Genomic DNA, 23,211 nt, shown 5'->3' with positions numbered 1-23,211 from the left:
GGTGTCCCGGTGGTGCGGTTGCGATTCCGCGACTGCCGTCGTGGAATCCAGACGTGTCACTTTGGCCTTTTGCCCCCAATCATTGGGGTTAAGCCATGTCTACTGTGTCAAAGTCTACTTCTTCAAAATCAGCTACTTCACTTCCTGTTGCTACATTGGGCACGCCACGGATCGGTCCGCGGCGTGAGCTCAAGATGGCGCTGGAAAGCTATTGGTCCGGTGCAATCGACGAGAATGCGCTGATCGATGTCGGCGTCGGGCTGCGTGCCGCAAACTGGGCACGTCAGAAGTCGCTCGGGATCACGGTCATGCCGTCGAACGACTTCTCATTCTACGATCAGGTGCTCGATACCAGCGTCATGGTCGGCGCCATTCCCAAAGTCTATGGCTGGAAGGGCGGAGACGTTTCCTTCGCGACCTATTTTGCCATGGCACGTGGATCACAAGGCGCCGCGCATGACGAGGCCTGTACGCACGGCCCTCATGCGCATGACTCGTCGCAAGGCGTACCAGCACAGGAGATGACCAAGTGGTTTGATACCAACTACCACTTCATGGTGCCTGAACTGGCGCAGGATCAGACCTTCAGTCTCGCATCGCGCAAGCCGATCAAGGAGTACGAGGAGGCGAGATCGCTGGGTTATCAGACACGACCTGTGCTAGTCGGGCCTGTGACCTATCTCAAACTGGCCAAGAGTATGGATGCGTCATTCGACCCGGTGACGCTGCTCGATCGATTGCTGCCCGTCTATGTCGAGGTGCTCGGGGAATTAGCCGACAGCGGCGCTGAGTGGGTGCAACTGGATGAGCCGTGTCTGGTGCTCGATCTCGACGCGCCCGCAAGGCAGGCGCTGCAGCGGACTTACGCTGCTTTTGCGGAAGCGGTCCCGCAACTCCGGATCATGCTGAACACTTATTTTGGCGAACTTGGCGACAACCTCGATCTGGCCCTGTCACTTCCCGTCGCCGGGCTTCATCTCGATCTGGTCCGTGGACCGGAGCAGTTTGACGAAGTCGCTGCGAAGGCGCGGAAGGACATGATCCTCTCGCTCGGCGTGATCGATGGCCGCAATATCTGGCGGTCCGATCTGTCCAGTCTGCTCGATGGGTTGGAGCCCATGGTCGATCTCCTGGGACGGCATCGCGTTGAGCTGGCGCCGTCCTGCTCACTGCTGCATGTGCCGATTGATCTCGGCCTTGAGACTGATCTCGATCCGGACGTCAAAAGCTGGCTGGCTTTTTCGATCCAGAAGATGGAAGAGCTGGCCGCACTTGGAGCAGCGCTGGCTGGCAGCCGCGCGGATGTCGCTGCATCGCTTGCCGCGTCGGATGGCGCGGCGGCTGCGCGAATGGCATCGTCGAAGATCCACGATCTTGCGGTCGCCAAACGCGTCGCTTCTGCTGATGCGACCATGCGTCGTCGCGGCAGTGACTTTGCCACACGTGCGGCCGATCAGCATCGACGCTTCAAGCTGCCGGCATTCCCGACAACGACCATCGGCTCGTTTCCGCAAACCGCGGAAGTGAGAAACGCTCGCGGGGCCTATGTCAGGGGCACGCTCAGCGATGCTGCCTACAAGACGTTCCTGCAGAACCAGACGGCGAGGGCGGTGCGCTGGCAGGAGAATATCGGCCTCGACGTGCTGGTGCATGGCGAGTTCGAGCGCAACGACATGGTGCAGTATTTTGGTGAGCTACTTTCCGGCTTCGCCTTCACCAAACACGGCTGGGTGCAATCCTATGGCTCCCGCTGCGTGCGGCCACCTGTGCTGTTCGGCGACGTGTTTCGGCCGCATCCGATGACCGTCGAATGGTGGCAGTACTCACAGTCGCTCACCGAACGTCCGATGAAGGCCATGCTGACAGGGCCTGTCACGATCCTGAACTGGTCGTTCGTGCGTGACGACATTCCCCGCGAAGTCGCCTGTCGCCAGATCGCGCTCGCGATACGCGATGAGGTGGCCGATCTGGAAAAGGCTGGCGCCGGCATGATCCAGATCGACGAAGCGGCACTCCGCGAAGGGCTTCCGCTGCGCAAATCGGAATGGAAGTCCTATCTCGATTGGGCCGTGGAGAGCTTCCGCATCTGTTCGTCAGGCGTGCGGGATGACACGCAGATCCATACGCATATGTGCTACTCGGAGTTCAACGACATCATCGACGCGATCGGTGCCATGGACGCGGACGTGATCTCCATCGAAACGTCACGATCGAAGATGGAGCTGCTCGATGCGTTCAGGACCTACAAGTATCCAAACGAGATAGGTCCCGGGGTCTATGACATCCACTCGCCGCGGGTGCCTGAAACTCGCGACATGGTCGATTTGCTCAAGCTTGCACGGCAGCGGCTGGCGGACGCCCAGCTCTGGATCAACCCCGATTGTGGACTGAAAACCCGCAAATGGGAGGAGGTGCGGCCTGCGCTCGTAAATATGGTCGCGGCAGCACGCGAGTTGCGAGGCCTAGTATAAAAGAAGGCTGGCGTCGCCCCGTTGTCATGACGGGGCGGCACTTGTCTTTACTTTGGGGCCAGCTTCACGCCCAGGCGTCCTGCGAGCTCCTGCACGAACTGCCAGGCCACGCGACCTGAGCGCGAGCCACGGGTGGTCGACCATTCCAATGCGTCTCGCTCGAGCTCGGCGGCGTCGGTCTTGAGGCCGTAGTGGCTGCAATAGCCGCGCACCATGTCGAGATATTCGTCCTGGCTGCATTTGTGGAAGCCGAGCCAGAGGCCGAAACGATCCGACAGCGACACCTTCTCTTCGACCGCTTCGCCGGGATTGATCGCGGTCGAGCGTTCGTTCTCGATCATCTCGCGCGCCAGCAGATGGCGGCGGTTCGAGGTCGCATAGAGGATCACGTTGTCCGGCCGGCCTTCGATGCCGCCTTCCAATACGGCTTTCAGCGATTTGTAGGACGCATCGTTGCCGTCGAAAGAAAGATCATCGCAGAACACGATGAAATAGAAATCCGAGGCGCGGATCTGTTCCATCAGGGCGGGCAGACTTTCAATATCCTCGCGATGGATCTCGACCAGCTTGAGGCGGCCGGCGACGGACTTGCTGGCATTGACCGAGGCATGCGCGGCCTTGACCAGCGATGACTTGCCCATGCCGCGCGCGCCCCAGAGCAGCGCGTTGTTGGCCGGCAGGCCGTTGGCGAAGCGCCGGGTGTTCTCGATCAGGGTGTCGACCTGCTGATTGATGCCCTGCAGCAGGCCAATATCGACCCGGCTGACTTTGGGGACTGGGGCCAGACGGCCGTCGGGATGCCAGATGAAGGCGTCGGCCTGGGCCAGAGAATCGGCATTGGAGCGCTTCGGCGCCGCGGCGGCCATGCCGGCGGCAATGGCCTCAAGGGCGAGTGCGATCCGTTCGTCGATCAGGGGGGCGGCGGCTGGTCGCGGACGTTTTGCCGCGGTCGTGCGGACGGTCTTTGACGAGCGGGTCGCGGGAGCCTTTTTGGTAGGGCGGCGGCTTGTTTTATTGGGCTTTTTTGACATTTTTGACTTTCCTCGGCGCGCACCCATATCGAGCCCGGAACACATCCGCAAGCGGTACAAATCGCAGACAAATCAGAGGGGTTACCGGCGTTGCAATTGGGACGCCGGCCGCTATAGTCCGCGCGAATTTACCCAAACCGGCCGAACGCCGACGCGTCGCCGGTTTATTCCCCAGCGTTTACGAGGACTTCCCGATGTTCATTACCCCTGCGTTTGCCCAGGCTGCAGCCGGCGGCGACACCAACAGCATGCTGATGTCGCTGCTGCCTTTCGCGCTGATCTTCGTGATCATGTATTTCCTGATCCTGCGTCCGCAGCAGAAGAAGGTGAAGGACCACGCCGAGATGGTGAAGAACATCCGCCGCGGCGACACCATCGTCACGTCGGGCGGTCTCGTTGGCAAGGTCACCAAGGTGGTCGATGACGAGCAGGTTGAGTTCGAACTCGCCGAAGGCGTTCGCGTACGTCAGCTCCGCACGATGATCTCGGGCGTGCGCACCAAGGGTGAGCCCGCCAAGGAAAAGGCGGACAAGGCTGATGCCAAGGACGACGCGGCCGCGAGCTGATGCGTTTGCGCGTCGCCATTTCAAGAATCTGACGGATCATCTCGATGTTGTATTTCACGCGGTGGAAGGCGCTGGCGGTCATTCTGACGGCGCTCGTGGTCTGCCTGTGCGCGGTTCCGAATTTCTTCCCCGAAGCCACCGTGAAAACCTGGCCGAAATGGGCGCAGCGCCATCTGGTGCTGGGCCTCGACTTGCAGGGCGGCTCGCACATCCTGCTCGAAGTCGATGCCAATTCGGTCAAGAAGGACAAGCTCGATCAGGTGCGCGACGACGTCCGCCGCACGCTGCGTGATGCCAAGATCGTCTATACCGGCCTTGGCGTTCGTGGCGACAATGTCGAAGTCCGTATCACCAAGGACACCGAATATCAGACCGCGCTCAGCAAGCTGCGCGAACTGTCGCAACCGCTCGGCGGCCTGATGGGGCAAAGCGGCCAGCGCAGCCTGGAAGTCTCGGACGCAGGCAACGGCCTGATCCGCCTTTCGGTACCGCCGGCAGCGATCAATGACCGCATCCGCCAGTCGGTCGAACAGTCGATCCAGATCGTCGAGCGCCGTGTCAACGAACTTGGCACCGTTGAACCGCTGATCCAGCGTCAGGGCCTCGATCGCATCCTGGTGCAGGTGCCGGGCCTACAGGACCCGACCCGCCTCAAGGAATTGCTGGGCAAGACCGCGAAGCTCGACTTCCGCATGGTCGACACCTCGCTCCCGGCCGAGCAGGCGCAAGGCAGGGTGCCGCCGGACTCCGAACTCCTGATGAGCTCGCAGTCTCCGAAGACGCCGTATCTCGTGAAGAAGGAAGTGCTGGTCTCGGGCGCTGACCTGACCGATGCGCAGCCGGGCTTCGATCAGCGCACCAACGAGCCGATCGTCTCGTTCCGCTTCAACACGTCCGGCGCCCGCAAGTTCGCCGATGCCACGGTGAAGAACGTCAATCTGCCCTTCGCCATTGTGCTCGATAACGAAGTGGTCTCCGCCCCGGTCATTCGCGAGCCGATCACCGGCGGCTCCGGCCAGATCTCCGGCAGCTTCACGGTGCAGGGCGCCAATGATCTCGCGATCCTGCTGCGTGCCGGCGCGCTGCCTGCGCCGCTCAGCATCATCGAGGAGCGTACCGTTGGCCCCGGCCTCGGCGCCGACTCGATCGCCAAGGGCGAGCTTGCGGCCTATGTCGGCTCGATCCTAGTCATCGTCTTCATGCTGCTGACCTACCGCCTGTTCGGCCTGTTCGCCAACATCGCGGTGACCATCAACGTGCTGATGATCTTCGGCATCCTGTCGCTGCTCAACGCCACGCTGACGCTGCCCGGTATCGCCGGCATCGTGCTGACAGTCGGCATCGCCGTGGACTCCAACGTGCTGATCTATGAGCGCATCCGCGAGGAATTGCGCGCCGGCCGCACCGCCATTTCGGCGATCGATGCCGGCTTCAAGCGCGCGCTGGCGACCATTCTGGATTCCAACATCACGACCTTCATCGCCGCTGCGGTGCTGTTTTACATCGGCACCGGACCGGTCCGCGGCTTCGCCGTGACCTTTGGCATTGGCATCATCACAACGGTTTTCACGGCCTTCACCGTGACCCGTCTGATCGTCGCCGGCTGGGTCAGGTGGAAGCGGCCGACCAGCGTGCCGATTTGAGTTTACGGAGCAGACTTTGACAACGACACAAATGGTTCTGGCAGGCCTGGGCGCGCTGATCGTCATTCTGTCGATCGTGGCAATCTTCGATCTGTTGCCGTCGCTCCGCATCGTGCCCGACGATACGAAGTTCGATTTCACGCGCTTCCGCCGCATCTCGTTCCCGATTTCGGCGCTGCTGTCGATCCTCGCCATCGTGCTGTTCTTCACGCACGGGCTGAATTTCGGCATCGACTTCAAGGGTGGCACGCTGCTCGAAGTCCAGGCCAAATCCGGTACGGCCGATATCAGCGCGATGCGCTCGACGCTCGCCGCCCTGCAACTCGGCGACGTGCAGCTGCAGCAGTTCGGCGGCGCGGCCGACGTGCTGATCCGTCTGGCCGAACAGCCGGGTGGCGATGCCGCGCAGCAGGCCGCCGTTCAGAAGGTTCGTGCAGCCCTCGGTGACAGCGTCGAATATCGCCGCGTCGAAGTGGTGGGTCCGCGCGTCTCCGGCGAATTGCTGGCTTACGGCATGCTCGGCCTGATCGTCGCGATCATGGGCATCCTGATCTATCTCTGGTTCCGCTTCGAATGGCAGTTCGCCTTGGGCGCCATGATCGCCAACGTCCACGATATCGTGCTGACGATCGGCTTCATGTCGATCACGCAGGTCGACTTCGATCTCACCAGTATTGCGGCGCTGCTGACCATTCTCGGTTATTCGCTGAATGACACCGTGGTCATCTACGATCGTATTCGCGAGATTCTGCGTCGCTACAAGAAGATGCCGATGCCGGAGCTGCTGAACGAGTCGATCAATTCGACGCTGTCGCGTTCGATCATCACCCACGTCACCGTGACGCTGGCGCTGCTGGCGCTCTACGCGTTTGGCGGCCAGGCGATCCACTCCTTCACCGCCGTCATGATCTTCGGCGTCGTGCTGGTCGGCACCTACACCTCGATCTTCATCGCCGCGCCGCTGCTGATCTATCTCGGCGTCGGCGAACACCGCGAAGACGCCGACAAGCCGGCCGCGAAGCCGAAGCCCTGAGATGCCGGTCGATCCCGAAGCGCCGCACCTTCCGCGCTCGGCCGCCATCGAAGCCTACGGCAAGGGTGGCTTCCACTTCGACACCATGTCGCATCAGGGCTCGCTGCTGTGCCTGCCCGATGCGGTGTGGGCGTGGTCGGTCACCAAGGCCAGTGACATCGACCGCCATTCGCTGCGGCGCGTGTTCGAAGGCGCGGCAGGCATCGACACGCTGATCATCGGCACCGGCAACGAGGTCTGGATCGTCCCGAACGATCTTCGCAACGCTTTGCGCAATCTTCACGTGGTGATCGACGCGATGCAAACCGGCCCGGCGATCCGCACCTATAATGTCATGTTGGGCGAGCGCCGCCGCGTTGCCGCTGCGTTGATCGCGGTGCCATGAGTGGTGCTGATCAGAGCTCCGCGGCTTTCTGCGCGCAGTTGGTGCGCAGCCATGACTTTGACCGCTACGCGGCGACCTTGTTCGTGCCTGCCGACAAGCGCCGTTCGCTGCTGGCGCTCTATGCGTTCAATACGGAAATTACCCGCGTCCGCGAGCTCGTGAAACAACCGTTGCCCGGCGAGATCCGGCTGCAATGGTGGACCGACATGCTGGCCGGCGCAGGTCACGGCGATGTCGAACAGAACCCCGTTGCTGCCGAATTACTTCTGGCGATCCGCGCGCACGATCTTTCCGTCGACAGGCTGTCCAAGCTGATCGATGTGCACATCTTCGATCTCTACAACGACCCGATGCCGGATCTCGCGCTGCTCGAGAGCCACTTTCGCGATACGCTCGGGACTTTGCTGTTCTCATCGGCAAAGATCCTCGGCGACGGGTCTGAGGCCAGCGCTCATGTCGCCGAGCATGCCGGGCTGGCCCAAGGCGTCGCGTGGATCATTACGCGTCTGCCCTATGACACGATGCGGCGGCAATTGTTCGTTCCCCAGGACATGCTCCTGCAGAACGGCAGCAGCGCCGATCAGATGTTTGCCGGCAAGATGACGCCAAGCATCCGTGCAACGCTGGATCGGCTGATATCAGGCGCGCAGGAGCAACTCGCGACAGCGCAGGGAATGCTCGCCGATGTGTCGCCGGCTGCGCGTAGGGCGTTCCTGTCCATGGCGCTGGTGAAGCACGATCTGGCGCAGATGGCCCGAGCGGATCACGATCCGTTCGAGCTCCACCTCAGATCGCGGCTGCGGACCCTGTGGACGCTGTGGCGCGCCTCGCGCTCAGTGTGACGTCAGCTTCTGGTCTGTCGTCTCGAAGTTGAAACGGTCGCGCAGGTTCTTCCGCGACTCCAGGATGCCCTTCAGGAATGCGCGGTCGGCGTCGCTGGTCATCAACGGCTCCAGCAGATCGACCTGGTTCATGGCGACGAGCTGCAGCACTTCGGTGCGAACGCGGCCTGACGCGTCGCGGGGCAGGGCTGCGACGACTTGCAGATGCTCAGGCGGCTTTGCGCCCTTGGCGGCGGCTAACTCATTCTGTAGCTTCGTTTCCAGCGCGACGTCATCAGCCTCCACGAAAGCATAGAGCCCGACGCCAGTGCGCCGGTCGGCAAAGGCGACGATCGACGCGTCGCGCACCGCCGGGTTCTGCTTGATGATCTCGAGCAGAGGGGGCGCGTCGTTGACCAGACGCTTGCCGCCGCCCTCGCGGTCGGTGAAGTTGAAGATGCCGCGGGTGATGGCGCGATAGACCTTCTTGCCGGTCATCAGCCAGATCCGTGCCGGCAGCGACTTCTTCGCCAGAATCGCCTTTTCCTTCGGCGTCAGAAGCTCCGGCGCGTAAGTCCGCTTGTGCTTCAGGAGGTGACGCAGATCTTCATAGGCGGCGATGCGAAACAGCTGGCTGCGGGACTTGAAACAGACCGCGAGCTGGAAGTCGGTGACGTAGGCGAGGCCATCGCTGCCGCGCAGCCAGTTCTGTTCCTTGGCGAGATCGTTATGGCACACGCCCATGCGATGCAGCTTGCGCAGCGCCAGCTTCGCGGATTTGAAATAGCGCGCATCGTGATGCGGCTTGGCGAGATGCAGTGCGACGCCGTCGATGAAGCCGCGCACCAGCGCGCGGTCGCCGGCCCAGAGCAATTCAGGCCCGACGCGCAGATCGCGCGCCAGCGTCAGTGCGCGGCGTTCCCGCGTGAACAGATGCAGCGCCAGCAGATATGACCACCACGGCACCTGGTCGAGCCGGCGCAGCACCGCATCGACTTCGCCCGATGACGTGCGATAGCGGCCGCGCTCGACGGTCGAGAACACGTCGCGTTTCAGCAACACGCCTTCGGTCCAGGTCTTGGACAGCGCAGCGGCGTCCTGTGGCGGCAAACTCATCGAACAATCCTGAAATTCAAATCGCCGGCGTCATGCTGCGGCTGCAACGGGCAGGCTGGCGGCAATCCAGTCATCCATGTCGGCCAGCGCCCGCACGCTCATCGCCTGCTTCTTGGCAACGGTCTTCTCATTGCCGCGCAGCCGCGAGCCGTCGGGCTTCTTGGTAGGCGCCTGAGCCAGCGGCGGGAACAGGCCGAAATTGATGTTCATCGGCTGGAAAGAGCGCGGGCCTGCATCGACGGTTTCGATGTGGCCGCCGGTGATATGGCCGAGCAACGAGCCCAGCGCCGTCGTCACGGGCGGGGGCGCCAGCGACTGGCGCTTGGCATCGGCCGCGGCATAGAGGCCGGCGATCAGGCCGACGCTGGCGGACTCCACATAGCCTTCGCAGCCGGTCATCTGGCCGGCGAAACGCAGGCGCGGTTGCGCCTTCAGGCGGAGTTGCTCGTCGAGCAGCTTTGGCGAATTCAGGAAGGTGTTGCGATGCAGGCCGCCGAGCCGTGCGAATTCGGCATTCTGCAGGCCGGGGATCATCCGCAATGCCTGCTGCTGCGGGCCGTATTTCAGCTTCGTCTGGAAGCCGACGATGTTGTAGAGCGTGCCGAGCTTGTTGTCCTGGCGCAGCTGCACGATGGCGTAGGGCTTCACGAGGGGATCGCGTGGGTTGGTCAGACCCACAGGCTTCATCGGGCCGTGACGCAGCGTCTCGCGGCCGCGCTCGGCCATCACTTCGATGGGCAGGCAGCCGTCGAAATACGGCGTGTTGGTTTCCCATTCCTTGAAGTCGGTCTTTTCGCCCGCCAGCAGCGCATCGATGAAGGCATCATATTGCTCATGGGTCATCGGGCAGTTGATGTAGTCGGCGCCGGTGCCGCCGGGCCCGACCTTGTCGTAGCGCGACTGGAACCAGGCGATCTCCATGTCGATCGAGTCTTTATGAACGATCGGTGCGATGGCATCGAAGAAGGCCAGCGCGTTCTCGTCGGTTAGCCCACGGATGCCGTCCGCGAGCGCTGCGGAGGTCAATGGCCCTGTCGCGACGATGACATTGCGCCAGTCGGAAGGCGGCAGGCCGGCGACTTCGGCGCGGTCGATGGTGATGAGCGGGTGATCGTTCAGCGCCTTGGTCACGGCATCGGAGAAGCCGTCGCGGTCGACGGCCAGCGCGCCACCGGCGGGCACCTGGTTGGCATCAGCGCAGCGCATGATCAGCGAGCCCAGCTTGCGCATTTCGGCATGCAGCAGCCCGACAGCGTTGTTGAGTGCATCGTCAGAACGGAAGGAATTGGAGCAGACCAGCTCGGCGAGGCCATCGGTACGATGGGCGTCGGTCATCTGGTGCGGCCGCATCTCGTGCAAGATCACGGGAATGCCGGCATTGGCGACCTGCCAGGCGGCTTCCGAGCCGGCGAGGCCCGCGCCGATCACATGGACGCAGTCGTCTGGGTTTGGGGCTGTTGTCATGGCCCCGCATGTAGCGCGTTTCGGCGCGAAGTGGAATTCGCTTCGCGGAAATTCGGCCGGTTAGCCAAAGCTTTGAAGACGCTTTGGTTCGAAGGCGTCTGGCTCCGAAGACGGTGTCTTCAGGGAACCACGATTGCGCCCGCGCGAGGCGGGCGCAATCCGTGAAACGTCAGGCAGGACAGATAGAACGTCCTGACGGATCAGCCGTTATAGGCGCCAGAAGCAACACGCGGAATGTCCGAACGGTCGAGACCGATGTCGGAAAGCTCGCGATCGCTGAGCTGGGAGAGTTCGGCAACGTTGCGCTGATAGTCGCGGAACGCCTGGATCATGCGGATGAATGAAAGCAGCATTTGAGTTCTCCTTCGTTAAGCGATTCATCTCTTGCGAGGTGCTTCGCTGTTGAAGTGAATATAGGTGACAATATCGCAGTGCAGCAGTCGAGATGTTGCGATGCAGCTAGTCAAGGATTGCATAGCTCGCGCAAGGAATGATTAACCTCTTGGCGCTGGGAGGTGATTTTGCGGGGACAGTGCGTATTGAGGCACCTTTAGCGATGATTATAGCTGTTAATTAGTTAGTTAAATCATGCGTTTGGAGGTGTTCCAAAGCTCAGCCGGATACCAGAGGCTGAACCGGCGCGATAGAGCCTTTCTGACCTCAATCAGCCAGCGCACTCGGCGGTTCCTCGTAAGTTCCTGCTCGGCGTCGCTATGCGTGATTCGCATACGAGTATTAGGAATGAACAATAAATCATCCTTACGTGAGGCTTGTGGGGCGACTTTTCGCTAAACTGCATGCGTGAAGGCAAATACATATGCAACTCGACGTCCTGCCGAAACGCGATTGCTGTTGGCCTCCGGAGGCACATCAAAAGGCCGATGCCGCGACGTCAGTGAATGCGTGCGAATTACATTTGTGTAAGTTTGTTGCTCTCGATTTCTGAAGCGCCAAAAAGCTGAGTGTTCTTGGTGGCGATCACAACCGCCTCACATTCAATTCACTGCGGCTGTTATTTCCTGGATCGCAGCCGGACGTATCAATTCCTTCTACAGAATCCGGCAATGGCGTCGGTTCTGTTGCGAAGGACAAACAAGATGATCACAAGATTACTGGGAGCGGCCGCCATGGCTGCTGTTGTGTTCGCTGCGGTGCCGGCTTCGGCTGCGCGTATGGAAGGCTGCAGCGGCAGCAACCTGCTGAAAACCGAAACCGCCGTCGAGGCGATGCCGGACGGCGATGCGAAGTGGGTTGCCTTCAAGGAAATGACGGATGCGCAGACCGCGTTGCTCGACAACAAGATGGGCGTGTGTGCGGTCCATCTGACCAGGGCCATGCATGTTGGCATGACGAAGTAGGACATCACGGGAGGGGCCGCTTGCTGAGGAGCGGACGGCCCTTCCATCATCTCATGCGAGTCTACGGTTCTTTGGCGAGCTGACTGGCGAAAGTGGCGATGGTCTTCGAATAGACCTCGCTCTTGTTCCACTGCTGAATGACCGCGAAGTTCGCAGTCCCCGGCGCAAAATCCTGATCGCGCTTCCAGCCATAGCTGGCGAGATAGTTTGCCGTTGAGGCCAGCACGTCGGGCGCGCTGCGCAGCAGGTCGCGATGGCCATTGCCGTCGAAGTCGACAGCGAATTTCAGGTAGGACGATGGCATGAATTGCGTCTGACCGATTTCGCCGGCCCAGGCGCCATGCATCTCGGCAGGCGCGAGGTCGCCGCGGTCGACAATGCGCAGGGCATCGAGCAATTCACCGCGAAACATCTCGGCGCGTCGGCAATCATATGCGAGCGACGCGATGGCGCGGATGGTAGGGAATTTGCCGACATTCACGCCATAGTCGGTCTCCAACCCCCAGATCGCCACCAGCACCGGACCGGGCACGCCATATTGCTGTTCAATGCGCCCGAGCACCGAGCCGTAACGCTTCAGCATGTCGCTGCCGCGACGCAGCCTTGGTGGCACCATCCGTCCGGAAAATTCCTCGAAGCTTTGTTTGAAGACCTGCTGGCCGCGGTCGCGCGACAATACGCTGTTGTCGAGGGTGACGCCGGTCAGTGCCGCATCGACGGTCTTCTGCGAAATGCCCTTGCCGACGGCTTCCGTCTTGAAGGCGGCGAGCCAGCCATCGAAACTCCCGGTGCCGCAGGAAGGCGCAGCAAGGGCCGGCGCTAGCGGCGAGATCAGGACTGTACCAAGCAGAAACGTACAAAGCAGGGCGCGCATGGTCTCAAGGCTCTCATTCGATCGTGAATAATGTCGCGACGATATTGCGCGATAAGCCTTCCGGTGAACCGCGGCCAAAACAAGGCTTGCGCAGTGATATCAGAACAGCATGACGGCCTCTCGCGCAATTCTGCGAGAGGCATCATTGGGCGAGATCAGACTATCGGTCCACGTTACTCGTCGCTGCGCCATTGAAGACGATGAACTGCCAGCCTTGCCGCGCGGTCAGCACCTGACGCCGTGGCTCACGCTTCGGTGAAAATGTCGTCCGACATTCACAGCGCTGCAATGCAGCGGCCGGGCTTTTGCCTCAATTCAGTCGGACCTTGCTACCGATGTCAAACGGTCTGCCGATAACTTTGCCAACTGGCTTGGGCAGTTGCTTGGAACGACTCTTCCCCGCAGTCTATCGCGTCGCATTGGCAAGCGAACGGTGGGCGGATACAAGTATGAACCGGCTGGTGCTGCCGGAACCAAACACGGCACGAATTCTTCAATCTGTCACGAAAGCTATTGGGAGCGACATATGAGCATTTTCGGAAAGATCATGGGCGCGATTTTCGGCACCAGCGCCAGTGCAGCATCCCCTGATGCCGCGCCGGCCGCCGGCGGTTCGGCTCCCGCAGGCGCCGCGCCGATGGACAGTGTTGACGTTGCTGCGATCCTCGACAAGGCCGTGGCGGCCAAGGGCGAGAAGCTGGAATGGAAGACCTCGATCGTCGACCTGATGAAGGCGCTCGACATCGACTCCAGCCTGTCGGCTCGCAAGGATCTCGCCAAGGAGCTCGGTTACACCGGCGACACCAGCGATTCCGCCAGCATGAACATCTGGCTGCACAAGCAGATGATGACCAAGCTCGCTGCCAATGGCGGCAAGCTGCCGGCCGACATCAAGCACTAAACTTCCCGTTTGGGACGGAGTCGAAGGCCCGCGCTCGCGCGGGCCTTTTTGCTGTGGTATACCAGCGCGCATAAATACAAGACCAGAAAACAAGAACATACGAGGAGAAACGCCATGGACCCCATCAACCGCAGAACGATTCTGACCACCGGTGCCGTTGCCCTGGCTGGCAGCGCATTGGCGGGCGAGGCCGCGCAGGCGCAGGCCGGTCCCAAGGGCATATTCTCGGTCGCGACGGTGACGATTCCCATCGTCGGCGAGACCGACGTGTTTCCGGTGCGCCGCATCTATTGCATCGGTCGCAACTACGCGGCGCATTCCCGCGAGATGGGATCGGACCCGACGCGCGAGCCGCCGTTCTTCTTCCAGAAGCCAACCGACGCGATCCAGAACGTCAAGATCGGCGAGGTCGCCGATCACCCGTATCCGTCGCTCACCAAGAACTATCATTACGAGGTCGAACTCGTCGCCGCGCTGAAATCCGGCGGCACCAATATCCCCGTCGATAAGGCGCTCGACCATGTCTATGGCTATGCTGTCGGACTCGACATGACCCGCCGCGATCTGCAGCGCGCCATGGGCGACGAGAAGAAGCCATGGGAGATCGGCAAGAGTTTTGACCACGCCGCAGTCATCGGCCCGATCCATCCGGTCGCCAAGACCGGGCACATGACCAAGGGTCCGATCTCGCTCGCGGTCAATGACACCGTGAAGCAGACCTCCGACCTCGACAAGATGATCTGGAGCGTCGCCGAGCAGATATCGAAACTCTCGGACGCCTTCGAGCTGAAGGCCGGCGACATCATCTATTCCGGCACACCGGAGAATGTCGGCCCGGTCGTGAAAGGCGACGTGCTGCTCTGCAAGATCCAGGGCTTGCCGGACATGTCGATCAAGGTCGTTTGAGGTTTTGCCACACACTTGTCATTCCGGGATGCGCGCAAGTCGGCAGAGCCGACTAAAGCGCAGACCCGGAATCCCGATGCAATGAGAACTCAAAACATTTCCAGATTCCGGGTTCGCGATCGCCAAGTCGCGCTCGCGCCCCGGAAAGACGTGTGTGTGGCTAGCCGACCAGATCCGCATAGTCCGGATGCTGGTGAAGATAGTCCACCACAAACGAGCAACCCGCCACGACCTTCAGCCCATCCGCACGGATCAATCCGAGCGCGCCCTTGACCAGTTCTGACGCGATGCCGCGGCCGCGCAGGGCAGGCGGCGTCTCGGTATGCGTGATGATGACGCGATCGCCGGCACGGCGATAATTCGCAAAGGCGACGGAGTCGCCGACATCCAGCTCGAAGCGATTGAGCGCCTTGTTGTCGCGAACGCCGGTCATGCCGCGTCTTTCAGCAAATCCTGATAGTCCGCATGCTTCGCGATATATGCCGCGATGAAGGGGCACTGCGCCACGACCTTCAATCCCTGTGCACGGACGGCATCGAGCGCGCCGCGGGCAAGCTGTGAGCCGATACCTCTGCCGCCCAATTCCTGCGGCACGACGGTGTGGACGAAGGTGATGGTATCGGACGTCCGGGTATATTCGGTGAAAGCAATATGGCCGTCGACCGCAAGTTCGAAACGGTGAAGCGAAGTATTGTTATAGACCGCGTTGCTCATTCTCATTCCATTCACAGGTGTCCGGGAGAAGGTAGCAGTCATTTCTAAACGGGTGCAATACAGCCGCCGCATGCTTCATCTGATAGGGGAAATCCATGTCGTCGCGCAGGGCTCTTTGCCGTTCTGCGCGCTGTGAAAAATGGCTTTGGCGTGGCCTTGCAAAGGCAAAGCGGGTTCCTACGTCAATTGTAGACATACGCCCCGAAGCGGCCGGATCGGTCGTTTGACAGTTGGAGTGTCATGCCAACGGCCGCTGACGTATGCCTCTTTTGGAGGAGGTCACGATGTCAGACTCTCGGTTTCTCGGTACGCATCGCACGTGGGAAGACTGGTTTGGCATGGCGCTTGGCGTTCTGATTGCGCTCTCGCCCTGGTTTCCTACGCAGAACGGTCATCAATATACCGGGGGGACCCCCAGCGCCATAATCATTAACACGGTGGCGGTTGGCGTCCTGGTATTTGGCCTTGCGCAGCTTGAGTATGTCGCGCTGCAACGCTGGGAGGAGGTGGCCGCGATCATTCTCGGTCTGTGGCTGATCGCCTCGCCACTTTTCTTTGGTTATTCCGGCGACGGCATGCTCAGATTCATCCATACCTGCCTCGGCGGTCTCGTGGTGCTGCTGGCAGCACTGCAGTTGTGGCAGGACTGGGATTTGAGTGATGGGGAAATGGCCCAGCACGGGCAGTGACAACAAGCGATCAGGCCCGCCGGTCTTGTCGTGAGGCCGGCGGGTTTCGTCTGTCTTTGGCCGGCCGTTAGCGTCCTGGCACAGCCAGCGTCGCGATGACTTCGTCGATCCGGGAAAACACATAATTCGGCGTGCGCGCTTTCAGGGCCGCTCCGCTGGTATAGCCCCACGTCACCGCGCCAAAATCGATTCCGGCCTCGCGTGCAGCGTCGATATCGCGGATCTCGTCGCCGATGCTGATCGTGTCATCGACAGAGATGCCGGTGAGCTCAAGGATGCGCTGGAATTTCGCCGTCTTGCCGAACAGGCCGGCGCCGCAGGCGAAATAGGCGACGTGCTGGTCGAGATCGCCGAGCACGTGTCGGACATTGTCCTCGCTATCGGAGCTGACGATCGCAATCGTCATGCCACGCGCCTTCAATTCACAGAACATGCGGTCGACGCCTGGAAACAGCGAAATGCGGTCGATCTGCTGCGCCTTGCGCTTGCGCATGTCGCGCGCAATCAACGGGATCCCGCCATTTGGCGACACCGAGCAGCCGGATCAGCTCACCGGCGCCGACGCTCCGCAACTCGTCGATGCGGTCGCGTTCGACGCGCTGAAACTTGTGTTTGTCGGCGACGGAATTGATGACGCTGAGGAACCACGAAAAGCTGTCGGACAGCGTGCCGTCGAAATCGAAGATGGCGAGCTTATAGGGCATGGCTGGCGGGCGGGGCGGTGGCCGGGGTCTCGGTCTCGGCTGGATGTTTGGCAGTGGCGGTCACGGGCTGGTTCTCGTCTGAGTCGTGGCCGATATGCGACCCGTCGCAAGGATGATCCCATCAGACCCGGTTTTCAACCCGCATCCGCGCGGCGAAACGATGCACGAGCCGCACGCAAGCGTGCTAAGTCCGTCATTACCGTTTCATATCACCCGCAGGAGGCCCTCATGGCAGACGATAGACCGAACCAGAAAGGCCCCAACACCAAGAAGAAGCAGAAGTGCAAGAATTGCGAAGGCAAGGGCCTGTTGAAGAAGGGCGAGAAGGTGGTGAAGTGCCAGCGCTGTCACGGGACGGGGCTGAGGTAACTGAAGCTAACAGAGGCTCATATAGAAGAGCATTCGTAAGCAACAGTGTTCGATAACTCGGCATAACAAGTCAAAAATTACTGTTGCGCCCGAAGCAGCCAGCGACGCTCCACATCTGAAGAAACATTATCTAATGTTGGCATGAACGACGCTCTGTTAATTCGTTCACGACGCAGAATGTCAGCTACGCCGGAAACATGCTCGTGCGAAAGAGTAACCTTCCGCAGAATAGGTAAGCCGACATTTGACTCGCGAACGAATTCATCCAAACTTGGGCGAGCTCCAGCATTCAGCATATAATAAATGCCGCTGCCGCCTATACAGGTGAAGAGCCCCGACTGAGCGGCAAGGTATGGATTGTCCCGGATAGGTGGACGATAAACGATGATGGCAGGTTGGATGTTTGCATCCAGACCATTCGGGAAAGTTACGCCGGGTGTTTTAACCGTTGCAGCATTGATCCGATGAATAGCCCAAACTGCAATCTTCTTTCCAATTTGAGGCGTTGTTATCTTTTCAATAGAGAAGAAGCACGCAGCGAGCGGATTGACTGACCAATCGAGTAATCGCGTCGGCAAACCATGATGCTGAGCGAGCGCTAGGCCGGCCGGTATGTCGCTATACCAAAAAATCTCGTCGGCTATTAGTGGCACGCCGGGATTATGCAGCCAATCGCCGTTCACATACGGATCGATAACGGATGGCATGGGCGTATTTAGCCCGGTATCGTTGCAAGAACTTGCGAAATCCCAAAGAGGCAGCAGCTCAGCGTTCGCGTCAACGACGAGCTGGCGAGCTAAACCCGCGTCATTTGCGCCAAAAACACGCTCACTAGTGGTAAAGTTATTGGGCGGAAAGACCCACTTTAATCTTGGGTCCGGCTGCGTGCGATCAAATCGAGCAGTCGCCTCGATTTTAGCGGCACCGATGATTGGATTTCCTGGCCTCCACGCGGACGGCAATAATCCCCACGATTCATCAGAATGACCTCTAAAGGCCCAAGGCATGCTGTCGCCATCCCACCAAGCTTTGTGAGAGCGGCGCATGAGTGAAACGAACTCTAACGGCGTCTGAGCCTCTGCAACCTCGATTCCTGGTCCTGCAGAGGTCCACATCTGAGTCTCACTCCGCTGCTTCGCTCGCCTGCTTCCGCTTCTTCGGCTTGCCCGCCTTTTCCAGCACCGGCTTCAAAAACTTGCCCGTATAGCTGCGCGGTGCCTTCACGATATCTTCCGGCGGACCCCAGGCGACGATTTCACCGCCGCCGTCGCCGCCTTCGGGGCCGAGGTCGATGACCCAATCGGCGGTCTTGATGACTTCGAGATTATGCTCGATCACCACCACCGTGTTGCCCTGCGCCACCAGCTCATGAAGCACTTCCAGCAGTTTGGCGACGTCGTGGAAGTGAAGTCCCGTGGTCGGCTCGTCGAGAATGTAGAGCGTGCGACCGGTCGCGCGCTTGCTCAGCTCCTTGGCGAGCTTCACGCGCTGCGCTTCGCCGCCGGATAGCGTCGTCGCCTGCTGGCCGACATGGATATAGTCCAGCCCGACGCGATGCAGCGTCTTGAACGTCTCGCGCACGCGCGGCACCGCCTTGAAGAAGTCGGCGGCTTCTTCCACGGTCATGTCGAGCACGTCGGCGATCGACTTGCCCTTGAACAGAACTTCCAGCGTCTCGCGGTTGTAGCGTTTGCCCTTGCAGGTGTCGCAGGTGACATAGACGTCGGGCAGGAAGTGCATCTCGATCTTGATGACGCCGTCGCCCTGGCAGGCCTCGCAGCGGCCGCCCTTGACGTTGAACGAGAAGCGGCCGGCCTCGTAGCCGCGTGCCTTGGATTCCGGCAGGCCGGCAAACCATTCGCGGATCGGCGTGAAGGCGCCGGTATAGGTCGCCGGATTCGAGCGCGGGGTGCGGCCGATCGGCGACTGGTCGATCTCGATGATCTTGTCGATATGCTCCAGGCCTTCGATGCGGTCATGCGGCGCGGCGCCTTCGCTGGCGCCGTTGAGCTTGCGCGCGATGGCCTTGTAGAGCGTGTCGATCAGCAGCGTCGACTTGCCGCCGCCGGAGACGCCGGTGACCGCGGTGAACAGGCCGAGCGGGACTTCCGCCGAGACGTTCTTGAGATTGTTGCCACGCGCATTGATCACCTTGATGGTGCGGCGATGGTTCGGCGGACGACGCTCCGGCACCGGCACCGACATTTCGCCGGTGAGATATTTTCCGGTCAGCGACTTCGGATTCTTCATCACCTCTTGTGGCGTGCCCTGGGCGACGATGTTGCCGCCATGGGTGCCGGCGCCGGGGCCGACGTCCACGACGTAGTCGGCCGCGATCACCGCGTCCTCGTCATGCTCGACCACGATCACGGTATTGCCGAGATCGCGCAGCCGCCGCAGCGTATCCAGCAGCCGCGCATTGTCGCGCTGATGCAGGCCGATGGATGGCTCGTCGAGCACATAGAGCACGCCGGTGAGGCCCGAGCCGATCTGTGACGCCAGGCGAATACGCTGGCTCTCACCGCCCGACAACGTGCCGGATGAGCGCGCCAGCGTGAGATAGTTGAGGCCGACATCGAGCAGGAAGGAGAGGCGCTCGCGGATTTCCTTGAGAATGCGGACGGCGATCTCGTTCTGCTGCTTGTTGAGCAGATCCGGCACGGACTCGAACCAGTCGCCAGCCTTGCGCACCGACATTTCCGAGATGTTGCCGATATGCTTGCCGCCGATCTTCACACTGAGCGCTTCGGGCTTCAGCCGATAGCCCTCGCAGGCATCGCAGGGCACGTCGGAAAAATACTTGCCGAGTTCTTCGCGCGCCCATTCGCTTTCGGTCTCACGGAAGCGGCGGTCGATATTGGTGACGACGCCCTCGAACGGCTTCTTGGTGTCGTAGGAGCGCACGCCGTCTTCATAGGAGAACTTGATCTCGTCATCGCCGGAGCCGTGCAGGATGGCGTTCTGCGTCTTCTTCGGCAGGTCCTTCCACTTGGTGTCGAGGGTGAACTTGTAGAACTTGCCGAGCGCCGTCAGCGTCTGCACGTAATAGGGCGACGACGACTTCGCCCATGGCGCGATGGCGCCCTTGCGCAGCGTCAGTTCCTTGTCGGGAATGACGAGATCGGCATCGATGGTCTGCTCGACACCGAGGCCACCGCATTTCGGACAGGCGCCATAAGGGTTGTTGAACGAAAACAGTCTGGGTTCGATTTCCGGAATTGTGAAGCCGGAGACCGGACAGGCGAACTTCTCGGAAAACAGGATGCGCTCGGCACCTGTCTTGTCGTGAATCTTCGCCACCTTCTTGTCGGATTTCTTTTCTTCCGCGGGAGCGGCAGGAGCGTCCGCATATTCGATGACCGCAAGACCTTCGGCGAGCTTCAGCGCGGTCTCAAAACTTTCCGCGAGGCGCTGGCCGATATCCGGCCTGACAACGATGCGATCGACGACGACGTCGATGTCATGCGGAAACTTCTTGTCGAGTACGGGCGCTTCGGCGAGTTCATGGAAGGTGCCGTCGATCTTGACGCGCTGAAAACCCTTCTTGAGATATTCCGCCAGCTCCTTGCGATACTCGCCCTTGCGGCCGCGCACCACGGGCGCAAGCAGATAGAGACGCGTGCCTTCCGGCAGCGCCAGCACGCGATCGACCATCATCGACACCGTCTGGCTCTCGATCGGCAATCCGGTCGCCGGCGAATAGGGAATGCCGACGCGCGCCCACAACAGGCGCATATAGTCGTAGATCTCGGTCACAGTGCCGACGGTCGAGCGTGGATTCTTCGACGTGGTCTTTTGCTCGATGGAAATGGCCGGCGACAACCCGTCGATCTGATCGACATCCGGCTTCTGCATCATCTCCAGGAACTGCCGGGCGTAAGCCGACAGCGACTCCACGTAGCGGCGCTGGCCTTCGGCATAGATCGTATCGAAGGCGAGGGACGATTTGCCGGAGCCGGACAGACCGGTGAACACCACCAGCTTGTCGCGCGGAATCGTCAGATCGACATTCTTGAGATTGTGCTCGCGCGCGCCGCGGATGGTGATGCTGCGCATGTTGGCGGCGGCCTGCTGCCGCTTCGCCTTGATGATCTCGTCCATACAGGCAATTCCCCGGCGCGTCGGGCGCGCCACATCCGGGCGCGCATCGCCGGCCGGGCCGGGATCAACGCCGATTGATTGTCATCGGAACATAGGAAGAACGAGGACGGATTTCCAGTGCTCCGCAGCAACGATCAACGGTTTGTTGGCGGAGGGGTTGCAGGGAGGGCGCTGGTCAGTCCTCCAAAAGCAAAAAGGCCGGCGTTTCCGCCGGCCTTTCCGTAGTCATGAGCCTGAAATCAGGCGCGAAGCTCAGTACTTCGCGACGACCGGGCCACCCCAGTTGAAGCGGTAGTTCAGGCCAGCCTTGACGGTGTGCTCGTCGTTCTTGGACGACAGGCCGATGATGCCAACCGGCGACGGAGCAGCGAAGGTGGTCTTGCCGAAGTCGTAGTACTGGTACTCAACCTTGCCCGACCAGTTCTGGGTGAACAGGTATTCGAGGCCGGCGCCGACGGTGTAACCGTCATGCTTGGTGCCAGCTGCGAAAGCCACCGGAACGGCGCCAACGGTCGTGACCAGCGATTCGCTGTAGTCGGAGTAAGCGTAGCCGCCCTTCACGTAGAGCAGTGCCGGACCCCAGGTGTAACCGATGCGACCGGTGACCGAGGCGAGGCCCTTCTGGTTCAGGTTGTAGGTGACGCCAGCCGGAACGAAAGCGACGTTGGTGTTGTTCGAACCAACCCAGCTGTACTGACCTTCGATGCCGAACACCCAGTTCGGAGCGAACTGGTAGTCGTAACCGATCTGCACGCCGCCGAGGAAACGGCCGTCCGAATTGTCGGAGGTGCCGCCGAAGCCGTTCGAACCGTTGAACGCGCCGCCGACGTGACCGCCGATGTAGAAACCGGTCCAGTTGTAGATCGGGGCGGGAACATAGGCCGGAGCCTTGGTGTAGGGACGAGCGGCCAGGTCAGCGGCCATTGCCGGAACCGAAGCGCCCAGAGCGATCAGGGCAACGGTGCCCAACAGAAACTTCTTCATGTGAATTCTCCCCAAAATTGCTTCGCGTCGGCGAAGCCTCGTGTCCCGGCGCAAGCGCCAAATGCAATTCAGTGATCGAAATATACGCAAGTCTGCCAAAAAGTCCGTCACTCAAATAGCACACTCGTCTTCGATGTTTGGCCGTTTCTAAGTTAATGAAAGGTATATGAATTTTGGCCGGGTGCGGTTCCCTTCGGGTTCCACTATTGCTCGACTCAGACGCGACAGCGACGACTCGGCACTTCGTCGTCGCCCAACAATTCGCCAAGGGGTGTCCTTGAGAACAAAAGTGGAACATGCTATATGCGAGGACGATCATATAAGAGATCGTGGATAACCCCGTCGCGGGGGCCTGCGCGGGAGCGCGGACCGTATAGGGTCCCATTATCAGCGGCGTTTGCGCGCGGGCCAGGGCCTGCGCCGGCGCCCAATCAGCAATTCAGATTCGAGAGTAGGAGAGTGGCATGGCGGGTAGCGTCAACAAGGTGATTTTGGTCGGCAATCTCGGCAAGGATCCAGAAGTCCGCCGGATGCAGAACGGCAATCCGGTCGTCAACCTGACCGTCGCGACTTCGGATACCTGGCGCGACAAGGGCACCGGCGAGCGCAAGGAAAAGACCGAGTGGCATCGTGTCGTGATCTTCAGCGAAGGTCTCGCCAAGGTGGCCGAACAGTATCTGAAGAAGGGCGCCAAGGTTTACATCGAGGGCGCGCTGCAGACCCGCAAATGGACCGATCCGCAGGGTGTCGAGAAATACTCCACCGAGATCGTGCTGCAGGGCTTCAATTCGACGCTGACCATGCTCGACGGCAAGGGCGGCGGCGCGGGTGGTGGCGGCGGTTACGGCGGTGATGACATGGGCGACAGCTTCGGCGGCGGCCAGTCGAGCGCTCCGCCGCAGCGCCGCGTGGCCGCACCGGCAGGTGGCGGTGGTGGCCGCGGCAGCGACATGGATGACGACATCCCGTTCTGACTGTTGGTTGGAGCTGTGTGTAAACTAAAAAACGCTTTCGTCGCTTCTTCAATGACTTAGCGTTTTTCAGCTTCCGGATTGCCGACGAGACTCGAATCAGATTCTGC

At 60.7% G+C, this 23,211-nt stretch carries 24 protein-coding genes; 12 read left to right on the top strand and 12 right to left on the bottom strand.

Annotated features, from left to right (window positions below; all coding sequences use genetic code 11):
- Positions 1-95: 95 nt before the first annotated feature.
- Entirely contained in the window at positions 96-2,471 is a 2,376-nt protein-coding gene (gene metE, locus LPB73_RS12570) for a 5-methyltetrahydropteroyltriglutamate--homocysteine S-methyltransferase (protein ID WP_231080759.1), read from the top strand.
- A gap of 47 nt (positions 2,472-2,518) precedes the next feature.
- On the opposite strand, the gene LPB73_RS12565 is transcribed toward metE, so the two are convergent.
- Complete coding sequence (locus tag LPB73_RS12565; protein ID WP_231080758.1) at positions 2,519-3,502, bottom strand: ATP-binding protein; 984 nt, start codon at positions 3,500-3,502, stop codon at positions 2,519-2,521.
- Positions 3,503-3,696: 194 nt separating this feature from the next.
- Between LPB73_RS12565 and yajC the strand changes: the two genes are divergently transcribed.
- Genes yajC through LPB73_RS12540 form a run of 5 tightly spaced genes read left to right on the top strand, consistent with a single transcriptional unit; the run spans position 3,697 to position 7,971 of the window.
- Positions 3,697-4,068 (top strand): preprotein translocase subunit YajC, encoded by a 372-nt coding sequence (yajC, locus tag LPB73_RS12560; RefSeq protein ID WP_093758697.1) that lies wholly within the window; start codon positions 3,697-3,699, stop codon positions 4,066-4,068.
- Positions 4,069-4,112: 44 nt separating this feature from the next.
- Positions 4,113-5,711, top strand: coding sequence for a protein translocase subunit SecD (secD, locus tag LPB73_RS12555; protein WP_231080757.1), 1,599 nt, complete (start codon positions 4,113-4,115; stop codon positions 5,709-5,711).
- A gap of 31 nt (positions 5,712-5,742) precedes the next feature.
- Positions 5,743-6,744, top strand: coding sequence for a protein translocase subunit SecF (gene secF / locus LPB73_RS12550; protein WP_170849718.1), 1,002 nt, complete (start codon positions 5,743-5,745; stop codon positions 6,742-6,744).
- A 1-nt stretch (position 6,745) separates the two neighbouring features.
- Positions 6,746-7,129 (top strand): Mth938-like domain-containing protein, encoded by a 384-nt coding sequence (locus LPB73_RS12545; RefSeq protein ID WP_089264470.1) that lies wholly within the window; start codon positions 6,746-6,748, stop codon positions 7,127-7,129.
- On the top strand, positions 7,126-7,971 hold the full coding sequence (locus LPB73_RS12540; protein ID WP_231080756.1) for a phytoene/squalene synthase family protein: 846 nt from the start codon (positions 7,126-7,128) through the stop codon (positions 7,969-7,971). Before LPB73_RS12545 ends, LPB73_RS12540 begins: the two co-directional genes overlap by 4 nt.
- On the opposite strand, the gene LPB73_RS12535 is transcribed toward LPB73_RS12540, so the two are convergent.
- From LPB73_RS12535 to LPB73_RS12525, 3 genes are all read right to left on the bottom strand, one after another.
- Complete coding sequence (locus LPB73_RS12535) at positions 7,963-9,066, bottom strand: serine/threonine protein kinase (RefSeq protein ID WP_231080755.1); 1,104 nt, start codon at positions 9,064-9,066, stop codon at positions 7,963-7,965. The genes LPB73_RS12540 and LPB73_RS12535 overlap by 9 nt on opposite strands.
- A 30-nt stretch (positions 9,067-9,096) precedes the next feature.
- Positions 9,097-10,530 carry a methylenetetrahydrofolate--tRNA-(uracil(54)-C(5))-methyltransferase (FADH(2)-oxidizing) TrmFO gene (gene trmFO, locus LPB73_RS12530; RefSeq protein WP_089264467.1) on the bottom strand — a complete coding sequence of 478 codons (1,434 nt, stop codon included), beginning with the start codon at positions 10,528-10,530 and terminating at the stop codon, positions 9,097-9,099.
- A 200-nt stretch (positions 10,531-10,730) separates the two neighbouring features.
- Positions 10,731-10,883, bottom strand: coding sequence for a DUF1127 domain-containing protein (locus LPB73_RS12525; protein ID WP_081421766.1), 153 nt, complete (start codon positions 10,881-10,883; stop codon positions 10,731-10,733).
- Between the two features lie 774 nt (positions 10,884-11,657).
- Between LPB73_RS12525 and LPB73_RS12520 the strand changes: the two genes are divergently transcribed.
- A complete protein-coding gene (locus LPB73_RS12520) occupies positions 11,658-11,888 on the top strand; it encodes a hypothetical protein (RefSeq protein WP_349768809.1) in 231 nt (76 codons plus the stop codon).
- A gap of 61 nt (positions 11,889-11,949) precedes the next feature.
- On the opposite strand, the gene LPB73_RS12515 is transcribed toward LPB73_RS12520, so the two are convergent.
- A complete protein-coding gene (locus LPB73_RS12515) occupies positions 11,950-12,762 on the bottom strand; it encodes a lytic murein transglycosylase (RefSeq protein WP_184516344.1) in 813 nt (270 codons plus the stop codon).
- Positions 12,763-13,288: 526 nt separating this feature from the next.
- On the opposite strand from LPB73_RS12515, the gene LPB73_RS12510 reads away from it, so the two are divergent.
- Together LPB73_RS12510 and LPB73_RS12505 are read left to right on the top strand one after the other, a co-directional pair.
- On the top strand, positions 13,289-13,663 hold the full coding sequence (locus LPB73_RS12510) for a DUF3597 domain-containing protein (protein WP_089264465.1): 375 nt from the start codon (positions 13,289-13,291) through the stop codon (positions 13,661-13,663).
- Positions 13,664-13,777: 114 nt separating this feature from the next.
- The gene (locus tag LPB73_RS12505; protein ID WP_231080754.1) at positions 13,778-14,569 is read left to right on the top strand and encodes a fumarylacetoacetate hydrolase family protein; all 792 of its coding nucleotides are present in this window, start codon (positions 13,778-13,780) and stop codon (positions 14,567-14,569) included.
- 160 nt (positions 14,570-14,729) lie between these two features.
- Here LPB73_RS12505 and LPB73_RS12500 read toward each other — a convergent pair whose 3' ends face one another.
- Both LPB73_RS12500 and LPB73_RS12495 read right to left on the bottom strand, forming a co-directional pair.
- Positions 14,730-15,002 carry a GNAT family N-acetyltransferase gene (locus LPB73_RS12500; protein ID WP_231080753.1) on the bottom strand — a complete coding sequence of 91 codons (273 nt, stop codon included), beginning with the start codon at positions 15,000-15,002 and terminating at the stop codon, positions 14,730-14,732.
- Complete coding sequence (locus LPB73_RS12495; protein WP_093758688.1) at positions 14,999-15,283, bottom strand: GNAT family N-acetyltransferase; 285 nt, start codon at positions 15,281-15,283, stop codon at positions 14,999-15,001. Before LPB73_RS12495 ends, LPB73_RS12500 begins: the two co-directional genes overlap by 4 nt.
- Before the next feature lie 284 nt (positions 15,284-15,567).
- Here LPB73_RS12495 and LPB73_RS12490 point away from each other — a divergent pair, with 284 nt between their 5' ends.
- Entirely contained in the window at positions 15,568-15,972 is a 405-nt protein-coding gene (locus tag LPB73_RS12490; RefSeq protein WP_089264717.1) for an SPW repeat domain-containing protein, read from the top strand.
- 67 nt (positions 15,973-16,039) lie between these two features.
- Here LPB73_RS12490 and LPB73_RS29125 read toward each other — a convergent pair whose 3' ends face one another.
- Both LPB73_RS29125 and LPB73_RS29120 read right to left on the bottom strand, forming a co-directional pair.
- Positions 16,040-16,465, bottom strand: a complete 426-nt coding sequence (locus LPB73_RS29125) for an HAD-IA family hydrolase (RefSeq protein ID WP_256461300.1) — start codon at positions 16,463-16,465, stop codon at positions 16,040-16,042.
- On the bottom strand, positions 16,395-16,676 hold the full coding sequence (locus LPB73_RS29120; RefSeq protein WP_256461299.1) for an HAD hydrolase-like protein: 282 nt from the start codon (positions 16,674-16,676) through the stop codon (positions 16,395-16,397). The genes LPB73_RS29125 and LPB73_RS29120 overlap by 71 nt, the downstream gene beginning before the upstream one ends.
- A 228-nt stretch (positions 16,677-16,904) precedes the next feature.
- On the opposite strand from LPB73_RS29120, the gene LPB73_RS12475 reads away from it, so the two are divergent.
- Positions 16,905-17,045 carry a hypothetical protein gene (locus tag LPB73_RS12475; protein WP_165826921.1) on the top strand — a complete coding sequence of 47 codons (141 nt, stop codon included), beginning with the start codon at positions 16,905-16,907 and terminating at the stop codon, positions 17,043-17,045.
- A 77-nt stretch (positions 17,046-17,122) separates the two neighbouring features.
- On the opposite strand, the gene LPB73_RS12470 is transcribed toward LPB73_RS12475, so the two are convergent.
- The 3 genes from LPB73_RS12470 to LPB73_RS12460 all read right to left on the bottom strand — a co-directional run bounded on the left by LPB73_RS12470 (position 17,123) and on the right by LPB73_RS12460 (position 22,130).
- Complete coding sequence (locus LPB73_RS12470) at positions 17,123-18,160, bottom strand: FRG domain-containing protein (RefSeq protein WP_231080752.1); 1,038 nt, start codon at positions 18,158-18,160, stop codon at positions 17,123-17,125.
- A gap of 7 nt (positions 18,161-18,167) precedes the next feature.
- Positions 18,168-21,146: an excinuclease ABC subunit UvrA gene (gene uvrA / locus LPB73_RS12465; RefSeq protein ID WP_231080751.1), complete on the bottom strand. Its 2,979-nt coding sequence runs from the start codon at positions 21,144-21,146 to the stop codon at positions 18,168-18,170.
- A gap of 252 nt (positions 21,147-21,398) precedes the next feature.
- A complete protein-coding gene (locus tag LPB73_RS12460) occupies positions 21,399-22,130 on the bottom strand; it encodes an outer membrane protein (protein WP_231080750.1) in 732 nt (243 codons plus the stop codon).
- Positions 22,131-22,594: 464 nt separating this feature from the next.
- Here LPB73_RS12460 and LPB73_RS12455 point away from each other — a divergent pair, with 464 nt between their 5' ends.
- Positions 22,595-23,104 carry a single-stranded DNA-binding protein gene (locus LPB73_RS12455; protein WP_092142634.1) on the top strand — a complete coding sequence of 170 codons (510 nt, stop codon included), beginning with the start codon at positions 22,595-22,597 and terminating at the stop codon, positions 23,102-23,104.
- Positions 23,105-23,211: the final 107 nt, after the last annotated feature.

Origin of the sequence: Tardiphaga sp. 37S4, assembly GCF_021044645.1 — a bacterium.
Lineage (GTDB): Bacteria > Pseudomonadota > Alphaproteobacteria > Rhizobiales > Xanthobacteraceae > Tardiphaga > Tardiphaga robiniae.
Note: the sequence above shows the minus strand (reverse complement) of the source record. Positions and strands in the feature narration are given on the sequence as shown.

What these genes read in the sequence shown, in the direction of transcription:
- LPB73_RS29125 (WP_256461300.1), bottom strand. Translation starts at nt 16,465, where the DNA reads ATGCGCAAGCGCAAGGCGCAGCAGATCGACCGCATTTCGCTGTTTCCA.
- uvrA (WP_231080751.1), bottom strand. Translation starts at nt 21,146, where the DNA reads ATGGACGAGATCATCAAGGCGAAGCGGCAGCAGGCCGCCGCCAACATG.
- LPB73_RS12505 (WP_231080754.1), top strand. Translation starts at nt 13,778, where the DNA reads ATGGACCCCATCAACCGCAGAACGATTCTGACCACCGGTGCCGTTGCC.
- yajC (WP_093758697.1), top strand. Translation starts at nt 3,697, where the DNA reads ATGTTCATTACCCCTGCGTTTGCCCAGGCTGCAGCCGGCGGCGACACC.
- LPB73_RS29120 (WP_256461299.1), bottom strand. Translation starts at nt 16,676, where the DNA reads ATGCCCTATAAGCTCGCCATCTTCGATTTCGACGGCACGCTGTCCGAC.
- LPB73_RS12545 (WP_089264470.1), top strand. Translation starts at nt 6,746, where the DNA reads ATGCCGGTCGATCCCGAAGCGCCGCACCTTCCGCGCTCGGCCGCCATC.
- LPB73_RS12490 (WP_089264717.1), top strand. Translation starts at nt 15,568, where the DNA reads ATGTCAGACTCTCGGTTTCTCGGTACGCATCGCACGTGGGAAGACTGG.
- LPB73_RS12475 (WP_165826921.1), top strand. Translation starts at nt 16,905, where the DNA reads ATGGCAGACGATAGACCGAACCAGAAAGGCCCCAACACCAAGAAGAAG.
- LPB73_RS12500 (WP_231080753.1), bottom strand. Translation starts at nt 15,002, where the DNA reads ATGACCGGCGTTCGCGACAACAAGGCGCTCAATCGCTTCGAGCTGGAT.
- LPB73_RS12455 (WP_092142634.1), top strand. Translation starts at nt 22,595, where the DNA reads ATGGCGGGTAGCGTCAACAAGGTGATTTTGGTCGGCAATCTCGGCAAG.
- LPB73_RS12515 (WP_184516344.1), bottom strand. Translation starts at nt 12,762, where the DNA reads ATGCGCGCCCTGCTTTGTACGTTTCTGCTTGGTACAGTCCTGATCTCG.
- LPB73_RS12495 (WP_093758688.1), bottom strand. Translation starts at nt 15,283, where the DNA reads ATGAGCAACGCGGTCTATAACAATACTTCGCTTCACCGTTTCGAACTT.
- secF (WP_170849718.1), top strand. Translation starts at nt 5,743, where the DNA reads ATGGTTCTGGCAGGCCTGGGCGCGCTGATCGTCATTCTGTCGATCGTG.
- trmFO (WP_089264467.1), bottom strand. Translation starts at nt 10,530, where the DNA reads ATGACAACAGCCCCAAACCCAGACGACTGCGTCCATGTGATCGGCGCG.
- LPB73_RS12470 (WP_231080752.1), bottom strand. Translation starts at nt 18,160, where the DNA reads ATGTGGACCTCTGCAGGACCAGGAATCGAGGTTGCAGAGGCTCAGACG.
- LPB73_RS12535 (WP_231080755.1), bottom strand. Translation starts at nt 9,066, where the DNA reads ATGAGTTTGCCGCCACAGGACGCCGCTGCGCTGTCCAAGACCTGGACC.
- metE (WP_231080759.1), top strand. Translation starts at nt 96, where the DNA reads ATGTCTACTGTGTCAAAGTCTACTTCTTCAAAATCAGCTACTTCACTT.
- LPB73_RS12520 (WP_349768809.1), top strand. Translation starts at nt 11,658, where the DNA reads ATGGCTGCTGTTGTGTTCGCTGCGGTGCCGGCTTCGGCTGCGCGTATG.
- LPB73_RS12540 (WP_231080756.1), top strand. Translation starts at nt 7,126, where the DNA reads ATGAGTGGTGCTGATCAGAGCTCCGCGGCTTTCTGCGCGCAGTTGGTG.
- LPB73_RS12510 (WP_089264465.1), top strand. Translation starts at nt 13,289, where the DNA reads ATGAGCATTTTCGGAAAGATCATGGGCGCGATTTTCGGCACCAGCGCC.
- LPB73_RS12525 (WP_081421766.1), bottom strand. Translation starts at nt 10,883, where the DNA reads ATGCTGCTTTCATTCATCCGCATGATCCAGGCGTTCCGCGACTATCAG.
- LPB73_RS12565 (WP_231080758.1), bottom strand. Translation starts at nt 3,502, where the DNA reads ATGTCAAAAAAGCCCAATAAAACAAGCCGCCGCCCTACCAAAAAGGCT.
- secD (WP_231080757.1), top strand. Translation starts at nt 4,113, where the DNA reads ATGTTGTATTTCACGCGGTGGAAGGCGCTGGCGGTCATTCTGACGGCG.
- LPB73_RS12460 (WP_231080750.1), bottom strand. Translation starts at nt 22,130, where the DNA reads ATGAAGAAGTTTCTGTTGGGCACCGTTGCCCTGATCGCTCTGGGCGCT.